The organism is Mycobacterium sp. IS-1590, assembly GCF_001500025.1.
In the GTDB taxonomy this organism is placed as follows: domain Bacteria; phylum Actinomycetota; class Actinomycetes; order Mycobacteriales; family Mycobacteriaceae; genus Mycobacterium.
Genome location: NZ_LQIW01000018.1, coordinates 1 through 25069, shown reverse-complemented (window position 1 = coordinate 25069; position 25069 = coordinate 1). Strand labels below are relative to the sequence as shown.

The following is a 25069-nucleotide window of genomic DNA, read 5'->3' as shown; positions in this document are numbered from 1 at the left end:
GTCGCGAAGCAGTACTCGTCAGCGGTAGTCGAGCGTGACGCCCAGCCGGTCGAAGGTGTTGACCAAGGACGAGTTTCGCTTGACCCGCTGCCCCGTGACGCGAACTCGCTTCGCCCGCTTGATCACCTCGGCGAGCACGAACCGCGCCTCGCGGCGGGCCAGCGCCGCCCCCATGCAGAAGTGTTCCCCGACACCGAAACCGAGATGGCCGGACGCATCGGGGCGGGTGATGTCGAACTCGTCGGCCGTCGGGCCCCAGTGGTCGACGTCGCGATTGGCCGAGGCGTACGCCATCAGGAGTCCGTCGCCCGCACGGACCGTCTTACCCCGCAGCTCGACGTCGGCGGCGGCCTGCCGGGCCATGCTCATCACGGGGGTCCACCAGCGCATCGTCTCCTCGACGGTGTTCTCCGCCAGCGAAGGATCGGCGAACAGCGCCTCGGCCTGCCCGGGGTGCACATCGAGACAGTGAATGAGGCCGGCCAGCAGGCTCTGGGTGGTTTCGCTACCCGCCGCCAGCAGCGTCATCGCGTAGACCATGATCTGGACCTCGTTGAACGGTTCCCCGTCGATACTCACCTGCGTGAGCATCGTCAACAGGTCGTCACGCGGATCCTTCGCTCGCTCTGCGGCCAGCGCCAACAAGTAAGGCGCGATCTGATCGAAGATCAGCTGAAAATCCTCGTCGCTGGCCAGCCCGCTGCCCGCTTTCGCTATGGTCGTCGCCCACGACGCGACCTTTGACCAGTCCGACTCCGGCACACCGAGAAAGTGGGAAAAGATGTACACCGGAATCGGTTCTGCGATGTGCTCGACCCAGTCGAACTCACCGTCGGGCAGACTGTCGAACGCCTCAGCGACGACCTGCTGCACGCGATCCTCCATCTTGGCGACCGCCGCCGGGGTGAACCTGACCCCGATCGCCTTGCGATGCGCACGGTGTTCGGGCGGGTCCATGAACATGATCCCGCGACTTCCGAATCCCTGCGGGTCGACCCCTTGGCGATGCGCGATCAAATCCATCATGATCGCAATGCGCTCCGACTTGAACTTCTCCGGTCGCGCCGAGATCGCCTTGATGTCGTCGTACTTGGTGACGACCCAGAACTGGCCTTCGTCGTACCAGTGCAGCGGGTCGCTCTCCCTCAGCCGCCGGAACGTCGCGTTGGGGTCACCCAGGTAGAACGCGGGGTCATCGAAGCGTGCTTCCGAGAGGCCGGCAAGTGGCGACATGCTATGAACAATAAAACAGATGATGTGAATCTGTGAAGTCATGGCGCGGGGCCCGTCCGTCAAGTCACTGTGGACTCAACAGAACGAATAATGTTCAATTGTTCAGCAACCGCGGGAAGGAGCGCGCAGTGAGCCAGGAACGTCCCGCGACGACGGATGTCCTGGCCGGCGTCGCCGTTCTGCAGGTCGGCGATGGCGTCGCCGGCTCGGCCGCCGCCGCGCTCCTGGCGAGCCTGGGCGCCGACGTCGCCAGGATTCCCGGCGAGAACGCGCGTCGGGAGGGCCCGCAATTGGCGGCGCCCGAGGGTCCGGTCGCTGCGGTCGACTTCGTGCTCGACCGCCGCAAGCGGATACTCGACCCCGCCGCCGACCCGGCCCAACACGCCCGCGACGCAGACATCGTCATCGTCGACGGCACAGCAGCCCCACCCGTCGACGGGCCCGCGGTGGTGGTGACACTTACCCCGTTCGGCGCCGACGGACCACCGCACCCCGGAGGCGAACTGGTCGCCCAGGCCAGCGGTGGACTCCTCGCGACGATCGAGGACGGTGACGGGCGGCCAGTTCCCGCGCCGGGCTACGTCGCCCTCAAGTCCGCGGGAGCCGTCGCGGCACTGGCCGCGCTCCACGGACTGGACCGGCGCGAATCCTCGACACCTGTACGCGTCGACGTGTCGATCCAGGAAGCGGTCATTTACACCTCTGCTCTGCCGGAGTGCGCACATGTCATGTACCGATGCCCGGGTCGCGCGGGCAGCGGTCGGTACCTTGCACCGTCGGGGGTGTTTGCGTGCCGCGACGGGCTGGTGCGGATCACGGCGGTGGAGAACCATCAGTGGAGGGGCCTGTTGGCGGCGTTCGGACAGCCCGAATGGGCGGCCGGTCTCGACGACCGTCCCGCCCGGATCGAAAACGCCGACCTGATCAACGCCAAGGTCACCGAGTGGACCCGCGACCGCGACAAGGCCGAATGCGCAGCCATCCTGCAGGCCAACGGCGTCCCCTCGACACCGGTGAATCTGCCCGGTGAGTTGCTGACTTCGCCGCAGCTGGCCCACCGGAAGTCGTTGACCACGGGGCGAATCGGTGACCGCGACGTCACCGTGCTGGGTCCGCCGTGGCGTACCGATCTCGGTGACAGCAGTCAACGCCGGACCGATGGCCTACGTGGGCTGCGCATCGCCGAGCTCACCCACGTCCTGGCGGGCCCGATCGTCGGCTCGCTGCTCGGTGCGATGGGGGCGACCGTGGTACGCCTGGAGGATCCCGACCGCCTCGACATCTACCGGCGCAGCGGTCCGTTCGCCGACGGGATCGCGGGGCTGGAACGCGGCGCCTATTACGCCGTGGCCAACCATTCCAAACGGAGCGTGCTGATCGACCCGGATCACGCAATCGACGACGTCGCCGCGGCACTGTCGCAGGCCGACGTCGTCATCGAGAACGTCGGGTCGTCCCGGCTGAATCGGCTGAACGTGTCACCGGAGCGACTGGCCGCGTCGGGGCGACTCGTGATGCGGGTGTCGGGCTTCGGATCGGACGGGCCGTTGGCCGGATATCGCGTGTACGCGAACAATGTTCAGTCCTACGGCGGCCTGGCGGGCCTGACGACGGGAGACGACGGGAAACCCGCGCGGCTGGGCACCGTGCTGGCCGATCCGTTGTCGTCCGTGGTGGCCGCGGTCGTCATCGCCGCGTGGGCGGTCGGGCCGCGCGCCGACACCGGTGCGGTCGTCGACCTGTCGATGTCGGAGGTGGTCGCCTACACCGTCGCCGAATACCTCGCCGCGGCATCAGCGGAACTGGTGGACTCGGATTCGGCCGTGCGCCGCGCGGTGTACCGCAGCGCCGACGAGCGGTGGGTGGCGGTCGAGTCGACCGACGACGAGTCCATCGACACGGCCGAGCTCACCGCACAGATCGGGTCGTCCCGCGCCGAGGTCATCGCGACGAAACTCGCCGCCACTGGTGTCCGCGCCGCCGTCGTACGCAGCGCCGACGAACTGGTCGGCGACCCGCACCTGGCCGCACGTGGCTTCTTCCCCGAAATCGCTCACCCCGACCCGGATTTGCGCACCGGACGGCTGGTGGGTCTGCCGTGGCGGTTCGCCGGCGCGGGACCGCTGCCACTGACACCACCTCCCGCACTGGGCAGTACACCCTCCAGTGCGCTCTACGAGAGGACGACTGTCTGACGATGTCCGAGATCGCGACCGTGTGGTCATCGACTTTTGTGCCGTCGAAATCGCCCTACCCCGACTACGGTCGCGACGGCTACAGCGTCGCGTGGGTCGACACCCACACCGGCCGGTTCCAGGTTCTGGTCGACGGTGCCCGGCCCGCACCGGGCACTCCCGGTCGATTGATTCGCGCCACGCTCGGCGAGGACACCGTCGAGATGTTCGTGGCGGATCCGTCGTGACCGGGGTACACATCACCGGGGTCGGTGTCACCGAATTCGGCAAGCACGGCCAGACCCCGCTGGCCGACCTCGGCGTCGCCGCGGCCGAGAAGGCGCTGGAGGACGCGGGCGTCGGGTACGACGCCGTCGGCGAGGTGTTCACCGCCTCGGCATTGGCAGGACCGCAGACCGGCATCGGTGTGGCACACCGGTTGGGCCGCACAGGAATACCGGTGACCGCGACCGAGAGTGCGTCCGCCGGCGGAATGGTCGCCCTGCGGCATGCGGTCTGGGCGGTCGCGTCCGGTCGCTGTCGCACCGCGCTGGCCATCGGGTACGAGAAGACCACCGCACTGGAACCGGGCGGAGTGGTCCCGGCCGCGGTCGGCTTCTGGGACCGCTTCCCACCGCAACTGCACTACGCCATCGAGGCCGCCCGTTTCCTGCACGACACGGGCTGCGGGCCAGACGTCATCGCCGCCGTCGCCGCCAAGTCTTACAACCAGGCCCGTCTCAATCCTCTTGCCGCACGCCGTAACCCGGACGAGGTGACGGTCGACGACGTGCTCGGCTCGCGGATGGTCGCCGAACCGCTGACCAAGATGATGTGCCACGCCTCGGTCGACGGCGGCGCGGCCATCGTCGTCTCGACAGATCCGGTACCGCGTTCGGTGCCGGTGCTGGCGATCGAGCAGACCAGCTGGCCGGCCGACCGCGACTGGCCCCTGGTCGGACCGGTCGTGGGCCCACCCTCCCAGATCACCCTGACCGCCAAACGCGCGTACGCCAACGCGGGCGTGGATCCACAGGACATCGGGGTGGTGTCGCTACACGACATGTGCGCCAGCGAGGAGATCACCGCATTGATCGCCATGGGCCTGACCGACGCGGCCGGGGCGGTGAACCTTGCCGAGTCCGGGGGTCTGGCGTCGGACGGCTCCCTACCCACCAATACGGACGGCGGCTGCATCGCCCGCGGCCATCCGATCGGCGCGACCGGGCTGGCACAGGCCGCCGAAATCGTCAGCCAGCTTCGCGGAGAGGCGGGTCCGCGCCAGGTACCACAACCGCGAATCGGCCTCACACAGGCCGTCGGCGGTGGTGGCTCGTGCGTGGTGGCCCTACTGCGTGGGTGATCTCACGCGATCGCACCGCTTTCCTTCAGCGCCGTGATGCGGTCCCAGTCACCGCCGAGTTCGAGAATCAGTTGTTCGGTGTCGGCGGCGAACTCCGGCATCGGGCGCAGCCGCAGCGGCGTCTCGTCGAACAGCACCGGGCTGGCGACGAGTTCGGCTCGCTCGCCGCCGGTTTCGACGTCGACGATGCCGCCGTTGGCGCGCAACTGCGGGTCCGCGGCAACCTCGACGGTGTTCTGCACCACCGCCCATTGGCCGTCGAAGCCCTCCAGCGCCGCCCGCCAGTGCGAGAGCGGCCGCGCGGCGATCGCGGACCGTAGGATCTGGGCGGCCGCCGCGGCGTTCTCGGTCAACGCCTCATGGCTCGCGAAGCGCTCGTCGTCGGCCAACTCGCCCACTCCGACGCGACGGCAGAACTCGCCGAAGTAGCGGAAACCCTGCATCATCGACAGGCCGAGGAAGCGGCCGTCCGCGGTCCGGTAGAAGCCGACCAGCGGATTGTTCGGCGCGACGTTCGCGCCGGCGGGGTTGGCCACCCAGGGTTCGCCGCTGATGAGGGCCGCGTTTATCGCCACCCCCGACGCCCACACACCCACGCCGAGTAGCGAGATGTCGACCACACGGGCATGCCCGGTGCGCTCACGCTCGAACAGCGCCGCCGCGATCCCGCCGGCGATGGCCATGCCGCCGATCGAGTCACCGTAGGCCGGGCCCGGTTGCGGGACAACACCTTCCAGGTCGGACGGGGTCGACCCCATGGCCCCCGCGGCGCGGCTCCAGAATCCGGTCATGTCGTAACCACCGGTGTCGGCCTCGGCGCCGAGTGGCCCGTACGCACTGCCGCGGGCATAGATGAGGCGGGGATTGACCGCGCGCATGTCATCGACGTCGATCTTGAGCTTCTTGCGGGCCTCGGGCAGGAAGTTGGTCAGGAACACATCGGCCGTGCGCGCGATGTCCATCAGCAGCGCGTGGCCGTCCGGCGTCGACATGTCGATGGCCATCGACCGTTTGCCGCGGTTGGCGTGTTCCATCACCGGGTTTCGGTCGCCCTCGATGGTGATGTGGCCCAGGCTGCGCAGCCCGCGTTGGGAGTCGCCCGTGCGCGGGTGTTCGACCTTGATGACGTCGGCCCCCCAGTCGGCCAGCACCGCCCCCGCAGCGGGGACGAACGTCCACTGCGCGACTTCCAGCACGCGCACACCCGTCATCGGCGCAGGGACACCTGCTGTCATCCGCACAGCCTCCGTTGTGGTCAACACCATCGAATTGAACAATAGAACACTTTATGTCCAGCTGCTATTGTCGCTTCTGTGACGGGCGCGTTGTCCCACGTACGAGTGTGCGACTTGAGTGGTCAGCTGGCGGGTGCCGGAGCCACCAAGATCCTTGCTGCGTTCGGAGCGGAGGTCCTCAGGGTCGAAGACCCTGCCACGCAGGGACTGTGGGACGCCTTGCGCGGTGTCGGCCCGTACGTCGACGAGCGCCGCGGGGTGAATTTCGGCGCCGGGTTCAACAACCACAATGTCGGCAAGTACGGCGTCACGATCAACATGCGCACGCCGGAAGGCAAAGACCTGCTGCGCGAGCTGATCTCGATCAGCGACGTCGTCTGTGAGAACTTCGCGGCCGGCGTCCTGGACAAGCGCGGCTTCGGCTATGCGGAACTGCAGAAGATCAAAGCCGACATCATCTACGTTTCCAACTGCGGGTTCGGCCACACCGGCCCGTATCGGGATTTCAAGACATGGGGGCCGATCGTCCAGGCGATGAGCGGCTTGACGTTCACCGCCGGCCTCCCCGACGCCGAACCCGCCGGGTGGGGCTTCTCCTACATGGATCACATGTCGGCGCTGTACATGACCACGGCCATCCTTGCGGCACTGCACCACCGCGACAGGACCGGGGAGGGCCAGCACGTCGATCTGGCGACCGTGCCCGCGGGCATCGCGATGCTGCCGACGGAGGTACTCGACTGGACGGTCAACGGCCGCGCCGCGACCGCCGGCGGTAATCGCGCCGATTTCACAGAGATGGCGCCGCACGGCATCTACCCCTGTGCGGGCGCGGACCGCTGGATCGCGATCGCCTGCCGCGACGAGCGTGAACTCGGCGTGCTCGCGAAGATCCTCAACGAACCCGAGCTGTCGTCGGATCGGTTCACCACCCTCGAGCAGCGTGTGCGCGCCGCTGATGAACTGGACGCGCTGATCGGCGACGTCACCGCCACCCGCGACGCGGCGACGCTCGCCGACGACCTCGTGGCCGCTGGATTACCGGCGAGCATGGTCAAAAGCCCGTCGGAACGTATCGATGACGACCCCGATCTGGCCGCGATGGGGCTCTTCCCCACGGTGACCCATCCCGATATGGGCGAGGTGCGTGTCGAGGGCATCCCGATGCGATGTTCTGCCACTCCGTGGCAGATCACCTCGGCCGCACCCCGCCTTGGCCAACACAATCGCGAGGTGCTCGTGGATCTGCTCGGCCACTCCGAGGCAGAACTCGACGACTGGGCACAGCGAGGTGTCATCTGACCGCGCTGAGCGACCTGCGGGTCATCGAGATCGCCGACCAGTTCACTCAGGTCGGCGGTCGGGTGCTGGCCGAGTTGGGCGCCGACGTGATCGTCGTCGAGCCGCCGACCGGATCGACTGACCGGGCCCGGCCGCCATTCGTCGACGATCAGCCGGGGGTGGATCGGAGTCTGCGTTGGTGGGCGGGAAACGTCGGGAAGCGCTCGGTCACAATCGATCTGCGCACCGATCCCGGACAGCGGGATCTTGCGGCGCTGATCGCCACTGCCGACGTGGTCATCGCGGGCAGCGACCGGTGTGAGGACGTCGACTATGCCGCATGCGCGTCCCGTGATGCCCGGTTGATCTGGGTGTCGGTCAGCCCGTTCGGGCTGGGCAGCGTCCGCAGCGGCCAACCGACGACCGACCTGACGATGCTCGCGGGTGGCGGCCCGGTGTGGAACTGCGGATACGACGACCGCACCCTGCCGCCGATCCGGGGAGCCGGCGATCAGTCGGCCAACATCGCCGGAATGTACTGCGCTATCGGTGCTCTCGTGGCCCTCGCACACCGCGATCGAACCGGGCAGGGCCAACTGGTCGATGTCAACGTCAATGCCGCGTGCAACGTCACGAGCGAGCAGACGACGTATCACTGGCTGGTGAACCAGGACATCTGTCTGCGCCAGACGGGCAGACACGCCTACCCGATACGCAGCTCTCCAGTGCAAGTACGGTGCGCCGACGGGCATTACGCCACCACCGGGGTGCTCCCCCGCAAGCAGGAGGACTTCGCCCGGCTGCTGGCGTGGCTCGACGAGCTCGGCCTCTCCGAGGAACTACCGGAAGCCGTGTTCCTCGAACTGGCGGCCGGCCGGGAGGAACCCGTCGACCTGGCCATGATCGGTGTCGACGACGAAACCACGGCGATCCTCAGCGCCGCGCGTGACGCGATCCGCCTCATCGCGTCAAGACTGCCCGCCAAGGAGTTCTTCGTGACCAGTCAGCGCCGCGGCTTTCCCTGCGGCGCAGTGCTTCCCCCCAACGAGGCGTTCGACGACGAGCACACGATCGCACGGGGCTTTCACGTTCCGGTGCCACACCCGGACCTGGACAGGACCATCACCTACCCGGGCACGCCGTACCTGTTCAGCGCGACCCCGCCGGCCGCACCGACGCGGCCGCCGCTGCTGGGTGAGCACAACGCACTGCTCGACGACCTCGCCGAACGACCGCGATGAGCGACGGGCACCGCCTCACCCACATCGGGCTGTGCGTTCGTGACATCGGTCGTGCCGAGCAGTTCTACTGCTCGGCACTGGGTTTCGAAGTCGTCGGCCGGATGACAGTCGACGACGACGCCACCGCCCAGCTGCTCGACGTGCCCGGCCTGTTGCTCGAACTCGTCTACCTGCAGCGCGACGGGTTTCGCCTCGAACTGCTCGGCTACGTCCGGCCGGGAACCGTGGGGGCAACGGGGCCGCGCCCGATGAACACCCTCGGCTTCACCCACCTGTCGTTTCGGGTCGACGACGCCGATCGGGCGGTGGACGCGATCGTGGCGCACGGGGGCCGAGCGCTTCCAGATCGCACCGTCGCGTTCGGCGCCGGCAACCGCGGTCTGATGGCGACCGACCCGGACGGCAACCTGCTCGAGCTCATCGAACGAACTCCCCCGGTTGACAGGTGACGAAATCATGGTGCCAGCGATCAACGAGCTGACGTATTCGCCGTTCTCCAAGGCGATCTTCGATGATCCCTATCCCGTGTACCGCCGGTTGCGCGACGAGGCGCCGGTGTACCGGGATCCTGAAGACCGATGGTGGGTGCTGTCCCGATTCGACGACGTCTCCGGCGCGCTGCGCGATTGGTCGACGTACTCCTCCAAGCAGGGCCCGGCGCCGGAGAACCCGGACAACGACGGGCGCAAGTACTCGATCATCTCCATGGATCCGCCACGGCACGACCGGGTCCGTGGAGTACTCAAGGGATTCTTCACCCCGAAGGCGGTCGCGGCCTTGGAGAATGCGCTGCGCGCGGTCGTGGCACACCACCTCGACAAGCTGCGACCGGACACCACCGTTGACGCCATGGAGGCGTTCGCCTTCTCCATTCCCACCGATGTGATCGGCGACCTGCTCGGCGTTCCGCAGGCCGACCGCGAGCAGCTCCGAGTGTGGTGGGAGGCGTTCCTGACCCGGCACGAAGGCGAGGTCGCGATGCCGGCCAGCGCCATCGAGGCCAACCGCAAGATCAGCGCGTATATCGGCGATCTCATCGACCATCGCCGCCGGCATCCCGGCGACGATCTCATCAGCACCGTGCTGAACGCGACCTTCGACGACCCCGAGGCCGGCGGCGAGCGCTCGCTCACCCCCCACGAGGTGCTGATGTTCGCGAACCTGTTGTCGGCGGCGGGCTCGGAGACCACCCAGAAGCTGATCTCCAACGGACTGGTGGCGCTGTACGAGCATCCCGACCAGTGGCGCCGAATCGTCAACGACCCGACATTGATCCCGGCCGCCGTCAACGAGGCACTCAGATACGACACCCCCAGCCACTGGGTCGCGCGCACCCTGACCCGACCTGTCGAAAAACACGGTGTGACAATGGCCGCCGGTGACTGGGTACTCCTGCTGCTCGGCAGCGCCAACCGCGACGAACGCCGCTACCCCGACCCCGACCGGTTCATCATCGACCGTCCACGCGGCACGGACGTGTACTTCGGTTGGGGCATCCACATCTGCCTCGGCCAGTGGTTGGCCCGCCGGGAGGCTCAACTCGTATTGGAGTACATCGCCAAGAAGTTCCCGAACTACTCGATCGGGGCGCACGAGCGCGTGCTGACCGCCACCGTCCGGGGATACACCAGCGTGGAGATGACGCTCAGGTAGCGCTGAACACACCCGGCGACTGCGAATAGTCCACGGTCGACAACTCGGTCATGCCGCCGTCAACGTGCAGCACGGTTCCGGTGACGAACGCCGCGTCGTCACTGGCGAGAAAGGTTACGGCCGGTGCGATCTCGGTGTCCGGATCGGCGCCGCGCTTCATCGGCGATGCGTCCGCGGTGCGGGTGTAGTTGTCCCATTCGGTGCCGATCATCTTGCGCTGCACGTCCGTCAGCGCGAAGGGGCACACCGCGTTCACCCGGATGCCATGGCGCGCCCACTCGTTGGCGGCGACCTTCGTCAACGCCTGAATCGCCCCCTTGGCCGCGGAATACGGTGCGGTGTAAGCCATCCCGCCGAGTGCGGAACCCGATACGAAGTTGACCACCGACGCCTTACCGGATTCCTTCAGCGCGCCGAACGCCGCCTGCATGAACCGGAACGTCGCCTTCGGGCCCGTGGCTTCCGACAGTTCCCAATCCTTGTCCGATACCAGTTCCAGCGCCTTGGGCATCGCGAAATACTGGGCGGCGTTGACCAGGACGTCGAGGCGCCCGTCGACGCAGGCCGCCCGCACGGCGGCCTCGATGTCCTCCCGCTTGGCCACGTTCGCCCGGACGAATGACGCCCTACCGCCTGCCGATTCGATGATCCCGACGCACTCGCGACCCTTCTCCTCGTTCAGGTCGACGATCGTCACCCGCGCGCCTTCGGCCGCAAGTCGACGGGCGACCGCGCGCCCGAGCCCCTGAGCACCGCCCGTGACGAGGGTGTTTCGATTCTCCAGCCGGGACAAGACGAGCCTCCTCGAGTGAACAGTTGAACAATATTCGTTCTATCATTCATGATGGTATCCGAACGCCCAGGAAGGAAGCCGGATGCGTGTCGAAGTGGATCGCGAGCGCTGCGAATCCAATGCGGTGTGTGGGCTGACACGTCCTCTGACAGACGGCTGATCGCTCGATGGACATCGGCCTGACCGACGAGCAAAAGCTCCTGCGGGACACCGTATCCGCGCTGGCGGATCAGTTGGCGACCACGGATCCGAGCGACATCGGTAGCGGTGACACCCTGGCGCGGCAGTGGAGCCAGGTGGTCGAGATCGGCATTCCCACCCTGCGCTCCCCCGCTCTGTGCGGGCTGGAGGCCAGTGGGGTCGAGACGGTCCTGGCGATCGAGCAGCTGGCCCGCACGCTGTGCGCGGTGCCGGTCGCCGGTCAAGCTGTGCTCGCCGCCGAGTTGTTGGAAGCCGCGCGCGCCGAGAAGGAATTGGATCTTCTGGCCGAGGGACAACTGCGCATCGCCCCGGCGCTGACCGTTGACCTGCGCCGGTTCGGCGCCTCAGACGGCGCCGCGGTGGCGTTCGACGCCGCAGGCGCGACCCACGTTCTGGTGGCCAACCAGGCCGACGGGCTGCGCCACCTCGGCACGGCCCCACTGGATGGCGGCGCGGCCGCCGACGGCCTCGATCTCACCCGGACGCTGCGCCGACTGTCCTCCGACAGCGCGGTGCCCATCGCCACCGTCGGCGAGCCGATCTCCGAGGAGCGCTGGCGTCGCGTCGAAGCACTCGCACTGACCGTCGTCGCCGCCGACCTGCTCGGGGTCATGCAGGGCGCCCTCGATGACGCGGTCCGCTACGCCGGGGAGCGAGTCCAATTCGGGGTCCCGATCGGCTCGTTCCAGGCGGTGCAGCACATGCTCGCCGATGCGCTGATCGGCGTCGAGGGCGCGCGAAGCTGCGTGTGGCACGCGGCGTGGGCCGTCGACCACCTGCCCACCGAGGAGGCCTTGTTGGCGGCCATGACGGCCAAGGCGTACGCCGCCGCGGCCGGCCGTGACGTCGTGGAGACCGCCGTTCAGGTGTTCGGCGGGATCGCCATCACCTGGGAGCACGTCTCGCATCTACGTGTGCGCCGAACTCTGCTGAACCGCCGTCTGTTCGGCGACGAGACGGCCCAGTACGAGGCAATCGCACACCTGCGGTTGGCGAACGAGGGGTTGGCGTAGGCGATGGACTTCAACGACACCCCTGAGGAAGCGCAATTCCGGGCACACCTGCGTCAGTGGCTGCGCGACCACAGCGCCGACGCTGCAATCCCCGACGACCCCGCGGCACGCGCGGACGCCCAGAACGCCTGGCATCAGACCCTGTATGAAGCCGGATACATCGGGTTGTCGTTTCCCGTCGAGTACGGCGGCCACGGCCTGCCCCCCATCTACGAAGCCATCCTCAACGACGAGTTGGGCCGCGCCGGCGCGGCGCCGATCGAAGGGGTCGGCCACCTCAGTAACGCACTGCGGCTGTTCGGCTCTGACACCCAACGCGCCGAACTGCTGCCCGGCCTGCTCTCGGGCCGGGTGCGGTGGTGTCAGGGGTTCAGCGAACCCGAGGCCGGATCGGACCTGGCCGGCCTCAAGACCCGGGCCGACCTCGTCGAAACCGGCGGTCGGAGCGTGTTTCGGGTCAACGGGCGCAAGATCTGGACAAGTTTCGCCGCGGTCGCGGACTGGTGTTTTCTGTTGTGCCGCACCGAACCCGACGCCCCCAAGCATCAGGGCATCTCGGTGTTGCTGGTGCCGATGTCGACACCCGGGATCACCGTCACGCCGATCGTCAACTCCGCACGCAACCGCGAATTCACCGAGGTGACGTTCGACGACGTCGAGGTGCCCGAGGAGAACCTGCTCGGCGAGCGCGGACAGGGCTGGACGATCGCCAACCAGTTGCTCGCCTACGAACGCGGCCCCAGCGACATCAACTGGATCAGCAGGCTGTCAAGGCAATTGCGCGACTTAGAACAGCAGGTGCGCTCCGGGCAGTTGGAGAACTCCCCGATGGCCCGGGTTCGGCTCGGTCGCGTGTACGCGGAATTGCGTGCCCTGCAGGTCAAGGTGTTGCGGTCGTTGAGTGAGCGGCAGCGTGGCGCCCTCCCGGGTCCGGAGGGGTCCGTCGACAAGCTGCTGATGGCCCACGCCGACCAGGTGTTCGGCCACACGATGATGGATCTCACCGACAGCGAACCGCTGCTGCGCGAGGGGCTGGAGTGGGACATCTACGTGTGGTCGCGGGCCGCGGGGATCTACGGCGGGACCGCGCAGATTCAACGCAACATCGTCGCGCAACGGGTGCTCGGCCTCCCGCGATCGAAGTAACTCAGTTCGGCGCCCGTCCATCAACGAGTTGGGCATGCGCCTCTTGAAGCGCCGCGAGGCGGCGCAGCGTGACCTCGTCGGTCTCGCCGCCGTCCACTCTGGCCCTGACGTCGGCGATCTCGGCGGCCAACCGTTCGGCGGCTTCGGCGCGGGTCAGCAGGTCCTGATCGGCCCAGTCGTCGTGCGGAATGCGATCACTGGGATCCATCGGCGCCTCCTTGCCACGGTTGAGTTCCCACACCACCGGGCGCTATAGTCAAATAAGCACAATCTGTTCAATTGTTCTATAAAGTCTATCAGCCGGAAGGACGGGGAACCAGCGATGCCACTGCAACCGTCGATGAAGCTGCTCTCGGTCGACGACCACCTCATCGAACCTCCGCACGTCTGGTCCGACCGCCTGCCCGAGAAGTATCTGCACGACGGCCCGCGCATCGTCGAGTTCCCGCGGGACGGCAAGCCGCCGATGCACCAGTGGGTCTACGAGGGGCGCGCGTATCCCAACATCGGGCTCAACGCCGTCGCCGGCAAGCGCCCCGAGGAGTTCGGCGTGGACCCGGTGCGTTACGACGACATGATCCCCGGGTGCTACGACCCCAAGGCGCGCCTGCTGGACATGGACATCGACGGAGTCCACGCGATGCTGTGCTTCCCGTCGTTCCCGCGGTTCTGCGGCACGGTCTTCCTCGAGGGCACCGACAAGGACCTGGCACTGCTGTGCGTGCAGGCATGGAACGACTTCTCGATCGACGAGTGGTGCGCCACCGATCCGGCGCGCTTCATCCCGATGATGATCACCCCGCTGTGGGACACCCAGCTCATGGTCAAGGAGATCGAGCGCATGGCGGCCAAGGGGTGTCGCGCCGTCGGCCTGCCCGACAACCCCCTGAACCTCGGTCTACCGAGCTTCCACACCCCGCATTGGGATCCGGTCTGGTCGGCTTTGGAGGAGACCAACTTGACCGCGGTCATGCACTTCGGCTCCGGCGGCATGCCACCGGCCACCGCGCCCGAAGCGCCGTTCGCGGTGATGGTGACGCTCATGGGCACGACGTCGATGTCGGCGGCGGTCGAGCTGATGTTCTCCCCGGTGTTCCACAAACACCCGAACTTGAAGGTCGCGTTCTCCGAAGGTGGCATCGGGTGGATGCCGTACATCATCGAGCGGGCCGACTACGTGTGGCGCAAACACAAGTATTACCAGAACATCCATCCAACGATCGCGCCGTCAGAGTTGTTCCGCCGCAACATCACCGGTTGCTTCATCGAGGATGAGGTCGGGGTCGGGCTGCGCCACCTGATCGGCATCGACAACATCACCTGGGAATGCGACTATCCGCACTCCGACTCGTTCTGGCCGAAGAGCCGGGCTCGCGCCGAGGAGATGCTGGCCGGTGTTCCCGACGAAGAAGCGCACAAGATCGTCGAACTGAACACCCGCCGGTGGTACGCGTTCCCAGAGGAGGGGTTCGCCTCCTGCACGGCCGACTCCGGCTGGCGGCCCAACGCCGGCAATCCACCGGAGTACGACTACGACGCCGTGATGTCCGACCACGGCGGCGTCGGGTACGGCGCCTTCATCCAGAATCTCGCCGACCAGATGACCAACAAGGAATAGCCGCGACTCACCGAATTCCCGCGGCGGCCAACCAGTCCTCGACGACCAGGATCCGCCCGGACGAGGCGAGGGTCATGTAGAGCGTCGCCTCGTTACCGCTGAGCGTGACGTTGGTGGTCATCGGATCGTCCGCGGGAATCGCGCCGAGCAGTGCCCCGTCCGCCGAGAAGATCGTCACCCCGCCGGTGCCGAGCGTCGCCACCAGAATCCGACCCGCCGTGTCGACGCACAGGCCATCGGCGCCACCGACATTCAGCGGTCCTCCGCTCGGCACCGTCGCCAATCCGCGCGCCGCCTTGATGACGCCGGGCGCGGCGAGGTCGAACTCCCAGATCCGGCGCGTTCTGGTCTCGGCAACATACAGTTTGGATTCGTCCGGCGAGAGCGCAACCCCGTTCGGCATCTCCAGTGGGTAGACCACCTCGCGCAATCCGCCGTCGACGGTGCCGTACAGGAGTCCGGTGACATCGCGAGTGCGACCCCTGACCGTCCCGCCGTCGGTGACGTAGAAGCCACCAGAGGAGTCCACGCACACGTCGCTTGGACGGACCAGCGGTGACCGTTGGCTATCGCGGGCGATGAATTCGGTGGTCAGCGTGCCAACCCGACCGTCTGGGTCGACGATCTGGATCGCCGGTGTCAGCGGTGCAGCCGCGGCTCCGATCGGACGGAACAGCATGGCGCAGCCGTCGAAATCGTACGGCCACGGCCCGATTCCGAACGTGGAGCCGCCGTTCTGGCAGACGACGAGCCGACCATCTGGCAGCCGGGCGATCCCGTTCGGCCCGCCGCCGGTGTCGGCGACCTTCTCCTTGGTGCCGTCGGGCCGCACCCGCGCGATGCACCCGGCGGCGATCTCCGAGACCAGAATCGACCCGTCCGCCTCCGCGATCGGGCTCTCCGGAAATGCCAGACCGTCGGCGAGGTAGTGGGTGCCGCGCGTCACGATCGACCCGCCCACCAGCTGCGGAACACACTGTCGGACAACGGGATATCGCCGACTCCGATTTGGCCGGCGGGCCAGTTGGCTGCCGGTTGGCGCAGCGGCGACTGGGCGTGCCCGATGCCGTACCACAGGCGGTGCCTACGGTGCGAGAACAGCCACCGGCCGTCGCGCAGCTCGTAGCGATCCTCGTATTTGATGAGCTGCTCGACGAAGCCGTCGGCCTCGGTCTGGGCGAAACAGTGTGCCCACACCTGGCCGTGGGCCTGCGCGTCGTCATCGAAGTCGATCAGATGGTTGGACACCAAGATCACCACGAATAGGCATCCGTCGAGGCTGTGTGTCATCAGCCGCCGCAGTCCGTCGGGACCATCGCCGTATTCGCCGAAGCGGGCGTCCGGCGAGTACAGGTCGACCATCGCGTCGACGTCTCGTGACTCGAGCGCGGCCACGTACCGGTACGCGAGCTGGCGAATTTCGTCGCGTGCCACCAACATTGCGACCTGGTCGCGGTGAGCCATCCGCATCAGCCTCCTGTCACGTTGATGTCCTGGCCGGTGATCGCCGACGCGGCGTCGGAAGCCAGCCAGATGGAGACGTCCGCGACCTCGTCCGGGCGGATCAGTCGGCCCATTTTGGTCGACGCGACCAGTTTGCGTCGCACCTCGTCCGGACTCACTCCATCGGCGGCCGCCCGCCGGGCCAGGTAGTTGTCGACCAACTGACCCTCTACCGTGCCGACCACCAGGGTGTTGACCCGGATCCCGGCGGTCCCCACTTCCAGTGCCAGCGTCTGCCCCAGTGCGCTCAATGCCAGCTTGGCCGCGGCGTAGTGGGCCTTATGGGGTTGAACCGTCCGCGCAGCGGCCGAGGACAAAAACTGGATATTGCCACTCCTGGCCGGAATCATCGCCTGCCGCAGCGCCTCTCGCGACAACACCATCGGGGCGACCAGATTCGTTGCGAGCACCGCGTTCCAGTTGTCGACGGTGGCCTCCGCGACCGGCTGATCGGTGCCCGGTATCGCGGCGTTGTTGACCAGGACATCGAGGCGTCCCCAGCGGGACATGATCGCGGAAATGACGTCCCCGCACTGAGTCTCGTCCCGGATGTCGGCGATGTGCACCGAGGCATGGCCAGCGTCTTCGGCGATCACATCCGCGGTCACCGCCAGTTGGTCCGGCCGCCGCGCGACCAACGCGACCGTGGCGCCGCTGCGCGCGTACCGCCGCGCGATCACACGGCCGATTCCACCGCTCGCGCCGGTGACGACCACGACGCTGTTCGCGAGGTCCGCACTCATGGCCACTACCCGTCCAACAGCATCTTCGCCATCGGCGTGCCTGCGGGGAACACTTCGGTGATGCCGGCGCTGAGATATCCCGAGTCGGTCACCATTGTGATGCCGTTGACGACGCGCGCCGCATCACTGCACAGGAACAGCAGCGGGTAGGCCTGTTCCATCGGAGTAGCGGCAGCCACACCGACCTTCGCGCGGTAGTCGGCACCGAAGTCGAGCCAGAGTTCCGCATTGGCCCGCGCCAGTGGCGTGTCGGTAGGGCCGGGGCAGATGGCGTTGATGCGAATGCCGTCGGAGATGAGATCCATGGCCTCGCGCGCCACGTACGCGCATACCGCCTGTTTGGTGAACATGTAGTGCGCACAACCGTTGTCGACCGCCCACGCGGCGGCGGTGTCGAAGTCCACGATGTCCAGGAACTCGGTGAGCTGCGGCAGGTTCGACCGCCAGGCGAGCCCGGCCGCCGACGAGATGAACCCGATCGCACTGCCCCGGGGGAGCATGTCTTCGGCGCGCAGTCGCTCGATGAGGTAACGGTGACCGATGAAGTTGATGCGCTCGATACCGGGACCGTCCGCCACGCCCGCGCACGCAAAGACGGCGTTGACGGTGCCCCCGCATTCGGCCACCGCAGTGTCGATACTGTTCCGGTCCGCCAGATTCACTCGGATCGCGGTGACGCCGGGCAGGTCGCAGTCGGCGTAGTCCATGACGACGACGTCGGCACCCGCGTCCTGAGCGAGTCGAGCGGTGGCATTGCCCATCCCGGTGGCGCCACCGACGACGACGACACGCTTGTCTCGATAGGAGAAGGCGTCGAACAGGCTCATGATGCCTCCAGTGTGGTCACTGCCGTTCGGCGGCGGAGTCTTTCAGATATTACGAGAGCACACTATCTGTACTATTGTCTAGTGACTGAACACGGCGTGGACTCCGTCGTCGAGGACTGGATTTCAGCGAATATCGGGCCGGTGCGCACCATCGAACGCCACCACCGTTGGCGGCCCGCGTGGTTCGTCACCGCAGAACGCGGCGGTCGGGAGGTCGACCTCTACGTCCGGGGAGATCGCGAGGGGTTCGGCTTTGCCACCGTCGCCGCGGAGGCAGAGATTTTCCGGGTGCTGGAGGCGCATCGGATCCCCGTCCCCCACATACACGGGGAGATCACCGAGTGTGGTTCTCTGGCATCGGCGATCGTGATGGACCTGTTGTCGGGAGTGCCCAATCCGTGTCACACCGACGAGGCTCACGGCATCGACGCGATCATGGACTCCTACGTCGACGCACTCGTGCGTACCCACTCCATCGACCCGGCGGCATTCGCGGCTGCGAACCTGCGCATCCCCGACGGTGCACGTGCGCTCGCCCTCGAGAACTTCGAGACATTCGTGACCCGCTATCGGAACAACAAGCAGCGCCCGGAACCGTTACTCGAGTTCGCAATCGGATGGCTGCGGCGAAACGCCCCGGCCCACCGGTCGACCCCGTCGTTCGTTCTCGGTGACACCGGGCAGTACATGGCAGCCGACGGTCGCATCACCGGCCTGATCGACGTCGAACTCGCCCACATCGGCGACGTCTCCCACGATCTCGCGGGCCTGCGATTGCGCAACGTGACGGAGCCGATGGGTGACCTCGGTAGGGTGTTGCGGCGTTACGAGGCGGCCTCCGGAACACCGTTGGACCCGGCCGCGATCGAGTTCCACACCGCCAAGTTCGCGCTCTGCACGCCGCTCGGTGTCGCGATCGTTCTGCACCTGGACTTACCGCTGACTGACATCGTCCAGTACATCGAGTGGTTCCATCTCCTATCGCTGCACGCGATCGAATCGATCGCCCGCCAGGCCGACGTCCAGCTATCGGCCGTGTCGTTACCCGACCCGATGCCCACGGCCTACCCCGGCGCGATCGCCGGCCTGGCATCCATGGTGGAGTCACTTCCAGTGCCAGCCGGTATCGCCGAGTACCAACGGTCCGCCGTGGCGAAGGTTGCGCGATTTTGTCACCGCGTGAGCGAGTACGCGCACGCCATCGACGCCGCCGACCTCGATGACATCCAGGATCTGCTCGGGATTCGACCCGCCGACCGCGCGGAGGGCGACCAGGCCCTCGAGAAGTTCGTCCGCACCGCGGCGCCGCATCACGACCCCGCATTGATTGCGCTGCTCCACCGTCGGGTGATGCGCCAACTCCTGCTCATGGAACCGCTCCTGACCGGCGGTCGGATCGGGCACGTGACACCACTGACCGAGCTGCTCGGCTAATCGGTCAGCATGACCAGAACCCGCACGGCGAATGTCGCACTGTCAATCGCATACCCGATCTATCTGACGCTCAACGCATTACGTGCCAGAATGCGCTGAGCTCACCGCACCGGCGTGAGCCGGACCGCAAGTCGCGTGGGCCCACGCAACGAGCTGTGCCGCGACCACGTCGTGTCGCCAACCGCGTCGATCCGCGACACCCGGGAAACGAGTTCACGTAGAATCGCTTGAGCCTCCATCCTCGCCAGCGGAGCACCCAAGCACATATGCGCACCGTAGCCGAAGGCGATGTGCGTCCGGGGATTTCGGTCCGCACGGTACTGATCGGGGTCCTCAAACGCGATGGGGTCGCGGTTGGCCGCGCCGAACAACAGAAGGATTCGGGATCCGCGGGGTATCGTGACGCCGGCGATCTCGTAGTCGGCACAGGTGTACCGGTAGAGGTTCTGGATCGGTGTCGTCACGCGCAACTGCTCCTCGACCGCCATGGGGATGAGGTCGGGGTCGGCTCGGATCATGTCGTACTGGTCGGGGTTGTGCGCCAAGGTGTCGAACATGCCGCCCAGCAGGTTTGTTGTTGTTTCGTTGCCCGCGATCAGCAGGTGGATCGCGATGAGGAACAGCTGCTCATCAGTGAGGCTGCCGTCGCTGTTGTGTTCGAGCAGGCGGCCCAGCACGGTGCCGGAGCCTTTCAAACCACCGTGGGCGAACTGGTTCATGAAGTAGCGACGCAAGGTGGCCATCGCCGCCATCGACTTCACCGCGCCGACGACACCGCGCGGCGTGGGCGAGAAGTCCATGATGCCGACACCGGCTTCCGACCAGCGCCGAAAGTCGTCGGCGTCGCATTCCGGTATGCCGAGGATCTGCGCGATCATCCGGATGGGCATCGGAATTGCCAATCGCTGCACCACATCACAGCCGGGGTCGTCGATGACCTCGGTGACGAGTTCGGTCGCCAGCTTCTCCGTCATCCCCTTCCAGCTATCCATCGCGCCCTTACTGAAGCCCGGCTGGACCTGCTTGCGAAGTCGGGCATGCTCGTCGCCGTCGGTCAGTACAGCGAGCGGCGCCGAGAATTTGAGCCGGGTGACGCCTTCGGCGCTCGTCACGTACTCGGTATCGCGCAGAGCGGTCCTGACATCGGAGAGTCGGCTCAAAATGAAATTGGACCGCCGGGGGTTGTAGTGCACCCGACCGCTGCGATGGAGAGTCCGGTAGGCCTCAAACGGCGCAGACGCCGTCGCAGGATCCATCGGATCGAAATCGGTGTTGACCGCGCCCGTCCACCCCCGATAACCACGCGCGCGGTTCTGCACGGCGGCAACGACATTCATCCGGACTGCGTTGGCGAAGGGCCCGATCACCCCGGGAGTGCTGCGCGCCATCTTCGTCTCCTTGGTCGTCGCTACATCGGCCGGCGGCGTGGGCGCCGCTACCGTCCGCGGAACGTCGGGTCGCGTTTCTCCATGAAGGCCGCCATCCCCTCGGCGACGTCATCGGTGGCTGCCACCTGCTCGACGAGAAGTGCCTCGGTATCGAATGCCGCGGCGCGGTCCACGTCGAGGGCTTGGTTGAGCATCGCCTTGGCGGCGGCGATCCCGCGTGTCGCTCCGCGCGCGAGGCGCTGGGCCCACGCCGTCACTTCCGCGGTGAGCTGATCGTCGGCAACGACCTTGTTCACCAACCCGATGCGAAGCGCCTCCTGGGCGGTGATCTCCTCGCCGAACATCAGCAGTTCCTTGGCGATGTTGAACGGCACCTTCCGCGCGAGTAGGTAGGCGGCACCGCCGTCGGGCGCCAGGCCGCGTCGCACGAACAGCTCGATCAGCCGCGCACTTTCGGCGGCGACGATCAGGTCGCAGGCCAGGACCATGCTCGCGCCGACACCGGCCGCGACGCCGTTCAGCGCGCAGACGACCGGCTTTTCACAGTCCAATATCGCCGACACCACGGCCTGTGATCCGGTGCGAAGCCTGCGCGCGGCGTCACCGGCGACCCGGTCCTGACTCGGCCGCATCTCGGGGTCGCGCAGGTTGGGGCCGGTGCAGAAGTGCCTGGTGCCCGCGCCGGTCAACACGAGGGCACGGATGCCGGGATCGCTCGATGCGCGCTCCAAGTTGTCGATGAGGTCCCGCTGCATCGCCCGGGTCACGGAGTTGCCGACGTCCGCGCGGTCCAGTACCAACCACCGCACCCCGTCCCCGGTGCGCGCGGTCAGTCCGGTGGCGCTCACAGCAGGATCGGCACGCTCGCCGGACCGCGCACCGAATTGGTGTGGACGTATTCGACGGCATCCTCGTCCACCTCCCACGTCGGGAAGCGGGCCAGGGTTTCCTCGATGGCCACCCTGGCCTCCAGTCGGGCGAGCGCGGCGCCCAGGCAGAAGTGCGCGCCGTGGCCGAAGCTGACATGCCGGATGCCGGTGCGGTTGACATCGAAGACGTCGGGGTTCGGGTACTGGCGTTCGTCACGCCCGGCTGAGCCCGTCAACAGCGCGACCTTGGAGTCGGCCGGTATCACGGTGTCGTGAAAGGTGGTGTCGTGCAGCGTGAAGCGGCCCTGCACGGGCGACGGTGCCTCATATCGCAGTAGTTCCTCGACCGCGCCGCCGATGAGGCCGGGGTTCTCGACGAGTTTCGCGCGTTCGCCAGGAAAGCGCGCGAGCGTCAACGCCGTCCAGCCGAGCAGTCGCGCGACGGTCTCGTTGCCCGCCACGTTGATGAGCGCGATGAAGAACAGTACTTCGCCGTCGTCGAGACGACGAGTTTCTCGGCCGGGCTGCACCAGGTCGGAGTCCATCAGGTTGCCGACGATATCGCTGGTGCTGTTCACCCGGCGCTGCTGGATTTGTTCTTTGTAATACCCGAAGAGCTTCTCGTTGGCCTGTTGGCCCAACTCGCTGAGCTCCGCAGTGCCCTCCTCTCGGTGAAGCTGCAGATCCGTCCACTCACGCAGATCGTCATGGTCTTCTTCCGGGAAGCCCAGCAACGAACTGATCACCATGACCGGTAGCTTCATGGAGAAGTCACGGACGTAGTCGAATCCCCCGCTGCCGACATGGGGCTCCAGATATCCGCGGCACAACGTGCGCACCCGGTCCTCGAGCTCGGCGATCTTGCTCCGAAAGAATGTGCGGTTGACCATTTTTCGCATGGCCGTGTGGTCGGGCGGATCCATCATGATCATCGCCTTCGGCGGTGGCCACGGTTCGGGCGTGATCGCATCCAACGTGATGCCGTGCTCGGAAGAGAACGTCTCGGTGTCGAGGGAGGCCGACAGCACGTCGTCGAACCGGCTCAACGCGTAAAAGTCATACTGCTCGTTGTAGTAGACAGGCGCCTCATCGCGCAGTCGTCGCCACACCTCGTAGGGATTCTTGTGCAGGGCACGGTCGAACGGATCCCAGCGCAACTCCGCTGTCACCATCGGCTGGTCCTTTCCTGGGTGGTCAGGAGTTAAACAATGGTACACTCCGCGTAATTCTGTACAACAGTGAAGTCGAGGAGGGACGGGCAGGTTGGAAACGCGGACCCTGGACCATGTCATCTATGAGAAGGACGGTCCGATCGCCCGGATCATTCTCAACAATCCTGAACGTGCCAACGCCCAGACCTCCCAGATGGTGCACAGCGTCAACGAGGCGCTCGACGACGCGCAGTACGACTATGACATCAAGGTCGTCATCATCAAGGCCAACGGAAAGGGTTTCTGCTCGGGTCACGTACCCGACGGCAGCTACCCGGAGTTCAAGGCGGAATTGGACGCCTCGGGCAAGGTGTGGCGTTCGGCTGCACAACTGTTCCTGTGGCCGGTGTTGAAGCTGTGGGAGTTTCCGAAACCGGTCATCGCTCAGGTGCACGGATACGCGATCGGCGGCGGCACCACCTGGGCGTTGCTGCCCGAGATCACGGTCTGTTCCGACGACGCCTGGTTCCAGATGCCGCTTGTGCCCGGGTTCGGACTGCCGGGGGCCGAGACGATGTTCGAGCCCTGGGTGTTCATGAATTACAAGCGGGCCGCGGAGTACCTCTATACCGCGCAGAAGATCTCGGCCGAGCAGGCCCTGCAGTTCGGGTTGGTCAACCGCGTCGTACCGGCCGATGAATTGGAGAGCACGGTAGAGGAGCTGGCCACCAGGATCGCCAAGGCGCCGTTGATCACGCTGCAGGCCACGAAGGCGGGCATCATGCGGGCCTGGGAGACCATGGGCTTTCGCACCCACCAGCAGGCCACCAACGACCTGCAGGCAGTCGTCACCGGGTCGAAGGAGTTCCAGGATTACATGCGGGAGCTGATGAAGAGGGCAGCCAAACCCGCCGACCGGGTCTGAGCATGCCGCTGAGGCCGATCGTCCGGTTCGGCGGCGGGGAACGCGTCGAGCGCTTGCGCGAGTCGGTCCGCAGCTGGCTGGCCGACAACCTGCCCGACGAGTTCCGCCGCACCGCCGCCAACCCCGACTACCTGCCCCGCGAAGGCCACGAACGGGCGGTGGCGTTCTGTCGCGCGCTGCACGCCCAGGGCTGGTTCGTTCCACACTGGCCCGCGGCGTACGAAGGCGGCGGCCTCGGCGTCGTCGATCAGGTGGTCATCAGGGAGGAACTCGCCTACGCGGGGGCGCCGCTGGTCAACACGAACGGGGTGAACATGCTGGCGCCGGTGCTTTTTCGCTTCGGCACCCCCGAACAACAGCGCGAGCACCTGCCGCTGATCGCGCGCTCGGAGCGGATGTGGGCGCAGGGGTACTCCGAACCCGAAGCCGGATCCGATCTGGCAGCGTTGCGGATGACCGCGCATCGCGGCGGCGATCACTACGTGCTCAACGGGCAGAAGACGTGGACGAGCAACGGCGTGCTGGCCGACTGGATCTTCGTGCTCGCCAGGACCTCGCCCGTGGGCGAGAAACGGCAGGCGGGGATCTCGTTCTTCCTCGTCGACCTCTCCAGCCCGGGAATCACCCGCCGGCCCATCAGATCGATGACGGGTTACCCGACATTCGCCGAGGAGTTCTTCGACGATGTGCGGGTGCCTGCGGCGAACCTGGTCGGCGCGGAGGGTGACGGGTGGAAGGTCGCCAAGGTTCTTCTGAACGCCGAACGATCGAACGTGACCCGTGCCGCACAGGCGCAGCGCTATCTCGACGAGCTCGTCGACTGGTGCCATGCGCAGCGCGGGAAACCCCATGACCCGCTGGCGGATCCGACCAACCGGCTGGCACTGGCACGGGCGGTCGAGCGGGTGGAGGTGGGACGGATCCTGTCCTACCGGGTCGCACACCTACAGGCGGCGGGATCGTTGGATCCGGCGCTGCCGTCGCTGTCCAAGCTGTACCACTCGGAACTGACTGCCGAGCTTCGCGCACTGGGCGCGCGGATCCTGGGCCCCGCGGGCGCGCTGATGCCCGACGACCCCGAGGCCGTGCTGGACGGTCACTTCTCGGAAGGCCTGCTGCTGTCGCTGCTGCACACCATCGGCGGCGGCACCAGCGAGATTCAGCGGGACCTGATCTCTACCACCGGTCTCGGCTTGCCGCGCTAGCTGTACTGACCTGAGAGGTTAGGTACACGACTGGCTGGTGGCTGACCGCCGAGTGCTGTGTGGCCGCGGTGGT

At 66.7% G+C, this 25069-nt stretch carries 24 protein-coding genes; 13 read left to right on the top strand and 11 right to left on the bottom strand.

Annotated elements, in window-relative coordinates; translation table 11 throughout:
* Positions 1–18: 18 nt before the first annotated feature.
* A complete protein-coding gene (locus AU197_RS13635) occupies positions 19–1233 on the bottom strand; it encodes a cytochrome P450 (protein ID WP_064403237.1) in 1215 nt (404 codons plus the stop codon).
* A gap of 128 nt (positions 1234–1361) precedes the next feature.
* Here AU197_RS13635 and AU197_RS13630 point away from each other — a divergent pair, with 128 nt between their 5' ends.
* Genes AU197_RS13630 through AU197_RS13620 form a run of 3 tightly spaced genes read left to right on the top strand, consistent with a single transcriptional unit; the run spans position 1362 to position 4770 of the window.
* Entirely contained in the window at positions 1362–3428 is a 2067-nt protein-coding gene (locus AU197_RS13630; protein ID WP_231744924.1) for a CoA transferase, read from the top strand.
* 2 nt (positions 3429–3430) lie between these two features.
* Positions 3431–3655, top strand: coding sequence for a hypothetical protein (locus AU197_RS13625; RefSeq protein ID WP_064403236.1), 225 nt, complete (start codon positions 3431–3433; stop codon positions 3653–3655).
* Positions 3652–4770: a thiolase family protein gene (locus AU197_RS13620; protein WP_064403235.1), complete on the top strand. Its 1119-nt coding sequence runs from the start codon at positions 3652–3654 to the stop codon at positions 4768–4770. The genes AU197_RS13625 and AU197_RS13620 overlap by 4 nt, the downstream gene beginning before the upstream one ends.
* A gap of 2 nt (positions 4771–4772) precedes the next feature.
* Here the strand turns inward: AU197_RS13620 and AU197_RS13615 are convergent, their stop codons facing one another.
* Positions 4773–6005: a CaiB/BaiF CoA transferase family protein gene (locus AU197_RS13615; RefSeq protein ID WP_231744923.1), complete on the bottom strand. Its 1233-nt coding sequence runs from the start codon at positions 6003–6005 to the stop codon at positions 4773–4775.
* A 78-nt stretch (positions 6006–6083) separates the two neighbouring features.
* Here AU197_RS13615 and AU197_RS13610 point away from each other — a divergent pair, with 78 nt between their 5' ends.
* From AU197_RS13610 to AU197_RS13595, 4 genes are read left to right on the top strand one after another with little or no spacing between them, the layout of a single operon-like run.
* Positions 6084–7307 carry a CaiB/BaiF CoA transferase family protein gene (locus AU197_RS13610; protein ID WP_231744922.1) on the top strand — a complete coding sequence of 408 codons (1224 nt, stop codon included), beginning with the start codon at positions 6084–6086 and terminating at the stop codon, positions 7305–7307.
* Positions 7283–8527 (top strand): CoA transferase, encoded by a 1245-nt coding sequence (locus AU197_RS13605; protein ID WP_353612131.1) that lies wholly within the window; start codon positions 7283–7285, stop codon positions 8525–8527. Before AU197_RS13610 ends, AU197_RS13605 begins: the two co-directional genes overlap by 25 nt.
* The gene (locus tag AU197_RS13600; protein ID WP_064403232.1) at positions 8524–8976 is read left to right on the top strand and encodes a VOC family protein; all 453 of its coding nucleotides are present in this window, start codon (positions 8524–8526) and stop codon (positions 8974–8976) included. The genes AU197_RS13605 and AU197_RS13600 overlap by 4 nt, the downstream gene beginning before the upstream one ends.
* Before the next feature lie 7 nt (positions 8977–8983).
* Positions 8984–10180, top strand: a complete 1197-nt coding sequence (locus AU197_RS13595; RefSeq protein ID WP_064403231.1) for a cytochrome P450 — start codon at positions 8984–8986, stop codon at positions 10178–10180.
* Here AU197_RS13595 and AU197_RS13590 read toward each other — a convergent pair.
* Entirely contained in the window at positions 10173–10973 is an 801-nt protein-coding gene (locus AU197_RS13590) for an SDR family NAD(P)-dependent oxidoreductase (protein WP_064403230.1), read from the bottom strand. The two genes, AU197_RS13595 and AU197_RS13590, sit on opposite strands and share 8 nt — an antisense overlap.
* Positions 10974–11140: 167 nt before the next feature.
* On the opposite strand from AU197_RS13590, the gene AU197_RS13585 reads away from it, so the two are divergent.
* Both AU197_RS13585 and AU197_RS13580 read left to right on the top strand, forming a co-directional pair.
* A complete protein-coding gene (locus AU197_RS13585; RefSeq protein ID WP_064403229.1) occupies positions 11141–12187 on the top strand; it encodes an acyl-CoA dehydrogenase family protein in 1047 nt (348 codons plus the stop codon).
* A 3-nt stretch (positions 12188–12190) separates the two neighbouring features.
* Entirely contained in the window at positions 12191–13333 is a 1143-nt protein-coding gene (locus AU197_RS13580; protein WP_064403228.1) for an acyl-CoA dehydrogenase family protein, read from the top strand.
* 1 nt (position 13334) lies between these two features.
* On the opposite strand, the gene AU197_RS13575 is transcribed toward AU197_RS13580, so the two are convergent.
* Positions 13335–13541: a hypothetical protein gene (locus AU197_RS13575; RefSeq protein ID WP_064403269.1), complete on the bottom strand. Its 207-nt coding sequence runs from the start codon at positions 13539–13541 to the stop codon at positions 13335–13337.
* A gap of 114 nt (positions 13542–13655) precedes the next feature.
* Between AU197_RS13575 and AU197_RS13570 the strand changes: the two genes are divergently transcribed.
* Entirely contained in the window at positions 13656–14951 is a 1296-nt protein-coding gene (locus AU197_RS13570) for an amidohydrolase family protein (RefSeq protein WP_064403227.1), read from the top strand.
* Between the two features lie 7 nt (positions 14952–14958).
* Here AU197_RS13570 and AU197_RS13565 read toward each other — a convergent pair whose 3' ends face one another.
* From AU197_RS13565 to AU197_RS13550, 4 genes are read right to left on the bottom strand one after another with little or no spacing between them, the layout of a single operon-like run.
* Complete coding sequence (locus AU197_RS13565; protein WP_231744920.1) at positions 14959–15912, bottom strand: SMP-30/gluconolactonase/LRE family protein; 954 nt, start codon at positions 15910–15912, stop codon at positions 14959–14961.
* Positions 15894–16415: a nuclear transport factor 2 family protein gene (locus tag AU197_RS13560; protein WP_064403267.1), complete on the bottom strand. Its 522-nt coding sequence runs from the start codon at positions 16413–16415 to the stop codon at positions 15894–15896. Before AU197_RS13560 ends, AU197_RS13565 begins: the two co-directional genes overlap by 19 nt.
* 5 nt (positions 16416–16420) lie before the next feature.
* Complete coding sequence (locus AU197_RS13555) at positions 16421–17197, bottom strand: SDR family NAD(P)-dependent oxidoreductase (protein WP_082696666.1); 777 nt, start codon at positions 17195–17197, stop codon at positions 16421–16423.
* Between the two features lie 5 nt (positions 17198–17202).
* Positions 17203–18024, bottom strand: coding sequence for an SDR family oxidoreductase (locus AU197_RS13550; protein WP_064403226.1), 822 nt, complete (start codon positions 18022–18024; stop codon positions 17203–17205).
* Between the two features lie 81 nt (positions 18025–18105).
* Here AU197_RS13550 and AU197_RS13545 point away from each other — a divergent pair, with 81 nt between their 5' ends.
* Positions 18106–19458 carry a phosphotransferase gene (locus tag AU197_RS13545; protein ID WP_064403225.1) on the top strand — a complete coding sequence of 451 codons (1353 nt, stop codon included), beginning with the start codon at positions 18106–18108 and terminating at the stop codon, positions 19456–19458.
* Positions 19459–19559: 101 nt separating this feature from the next.
* On the opposite strand, the gene AU197_RS13540 is transcribed toward AU197_RS13545, so the two are convergent.
* The 3 genes from AU197_RS13540 to AU197_RS13530 are packed head-to-tail and all read right to left on the bottom strand — an operon-like array spanning position 19560 to position 22887.
* The gene (locus tag AU197_RS13540) at positions 19560–20846 is read right to left on the bottom strand and encodes a cytochrome P450 (RefSeq protein ID WP_064403224.1); all 1287 of its coding nucleotides are present in this window, start codon (positions 20844–20846) and stop codon (positions 19560–19562) included.
* Between the two features lie 47 nt (positions 20847–20893).
* Positions 20894–21694: an enoyl-CoA hydratase/isomerase family protein gene (locus AU197_RS13535; protein WP_064403223.1), complete on the bottom strand. Its 801-nt coding sequence runs from the start codon at positions 21692–21694 to the stop codon at positions 20894–20896.
* The gene (locus tag AU197_RS13530; protein WP_064403222.1) at positions 21691–22887 is read right to left on the bottom strand and encodes a cytochrome P450; all 1197 of its coding nucleotides are present in this window, start codon (positions 22885–22887) and stop codon (positions 21691–21693) included. The genes AU197_RS13535 and AU197_RS13530 overlap by 4 nt, the downstream gene beginning before the upstream one ends.
* A gap of 91 nt (positions 22888–22978) precedes the next feature.
* Between AU197_RS13530 and AU197_RS13525 the strand changes: the two genes are divergently transcribed.
* Both AU197_RS13525 and AU197_RS13520 read left to right on the top strand, forming a co-directional pair.
* Positions 22979–23791, top strand: a complete 813-nt coding sequence (locus AU197_RS13525; RefSeq protein ID WP_064403221.1) for an enoyl-CoA hydratase/isomerase family protein — start codon at positions 22979–22981, stop codon at positions 23789–23791.
* A 2-nt stretch (positions 23792–23793) separates the two neighbouring features.
* Positions 23794–24996, top strand: a complete 1203-nt coding sequence (locus tag AU197_RS13520; protein WP_064403220.1) for an acyl-CoA dehydrogenase family protein — start codon at positions 23794–23796, stop codon at positions 24994–24996.
* Positions 24997–25069 lie beyond the last annotated feature (73 nt).

Excerpts from the sequence above, each read along its gene's own strand:
- AU197_RS13635 (WP_064403237.1), bottom strand. The coding sequence starts at position 1,233 with ATGTCGCCACTTGCCGGCCTCTCGGAAGCACGCTTCGATGACCCCGCG.
- AU197_RS13625 (WP_064403236.1), top strand. The coding sequence starts at position 3,431 with ATGTCCGAGATCGCGACCGTGTGGTCATCGACTTTTGTGCCGTCGAAA.
- AU197_RS13615 (WP_231744923.1), bottom strand. The coding sequence starts at position 6,005 with ATGACAGCAGGTGTCCCTGCGCCGATGACGGGTGTGCGCGTGCTGGAA.
- AU197_RS13600 (WP_064403232.1), top strand. The coding sequence starts at position 8,524 with ATGAGCGACGGGCACCGCCTCACCCACATCGGGCTGTGCGTTCGTGAC.
- AU197_RS13595 (WP_064403231.1), top strand. The coding sequence starts at position 8,984 with ATGGTGCCAGCGATCAACGAGCTGACGTATTCGCCGTTCTCCAAGGCG.
- AU197_RS13585 (WP_064403229.1), top strand. The coding sequence starts at position 11,141 with ATGGACATCGGCCTGACCGACGAGCAAAAGCTCCTGCGGGACACCGTA.
- AU197_RS13580 (WP_064403228.1), top strand. The coding sequence starts at position 12,191 with ATGGACTTCAACGACACCCCTGAGGAAGCGCAATTCCGGGCACACCTG.
- AU197_RS13575 (WP_064403269.1), bottom strand. The coding sequence starts at position 13,541 with ATGGATCCCAGTGATCGCATTCCGCACGACGACTGGGCCGATCAGGAC.
- AU197_RS13570 (WP_064403227.1), top strand. The coding sequence starts at position 13,656 with ATGCCACTGCAACCGTCGATGAAGCTGCTCTCGGTCGACGACCACCTC.
- AU197_RS13560 (WP_064403267.1), bottom strand. The coding sequence starts at position 16,415 with ATGGCTCACCGCGACCAGGTCGCAATGTTGGTGGCACGCGACGAAATT.
- AU197_RS13555 (WP_082696666.1), bottom strand. The coding sequence starts at position 17,197 with ATGAGTGCGGACCTCGCGAACAGCGTCGTGGTCGTCACCGGCGCGAGC.
- AU197_RS13550 (WP_064403226.1), bottom strand. The coding sequence starts at position 18,024 with ATGAGCCTGTTCGACGCCTTCTCCTATCGAGACAAGCGTGTCGTCGTC.
- AU197_RS13540 (WP_064403224.1), bottom strand. The coding sequence starts at position 20,846 with ATGGCGCGCAGCACTCCCGGGGTGATCGGGCCCTTCGCCAACGCAGTC.
- AU197_RS13530 (WP_064403222.1), bottom strand. The coding sequence starts at position 22,887 with ATGGTGACAGCGGAGTTGCGCTGGGATCCGTTCGACCGTGCCCTGCAC.
- AU197_RS13520 (WP_064403220.1), top strand. The coding sequence starts at position 23,794 with ATGCCGCTGAGGCCGATCGTCCGGTTCGGCGGCGGGGAACGCGTCGAG.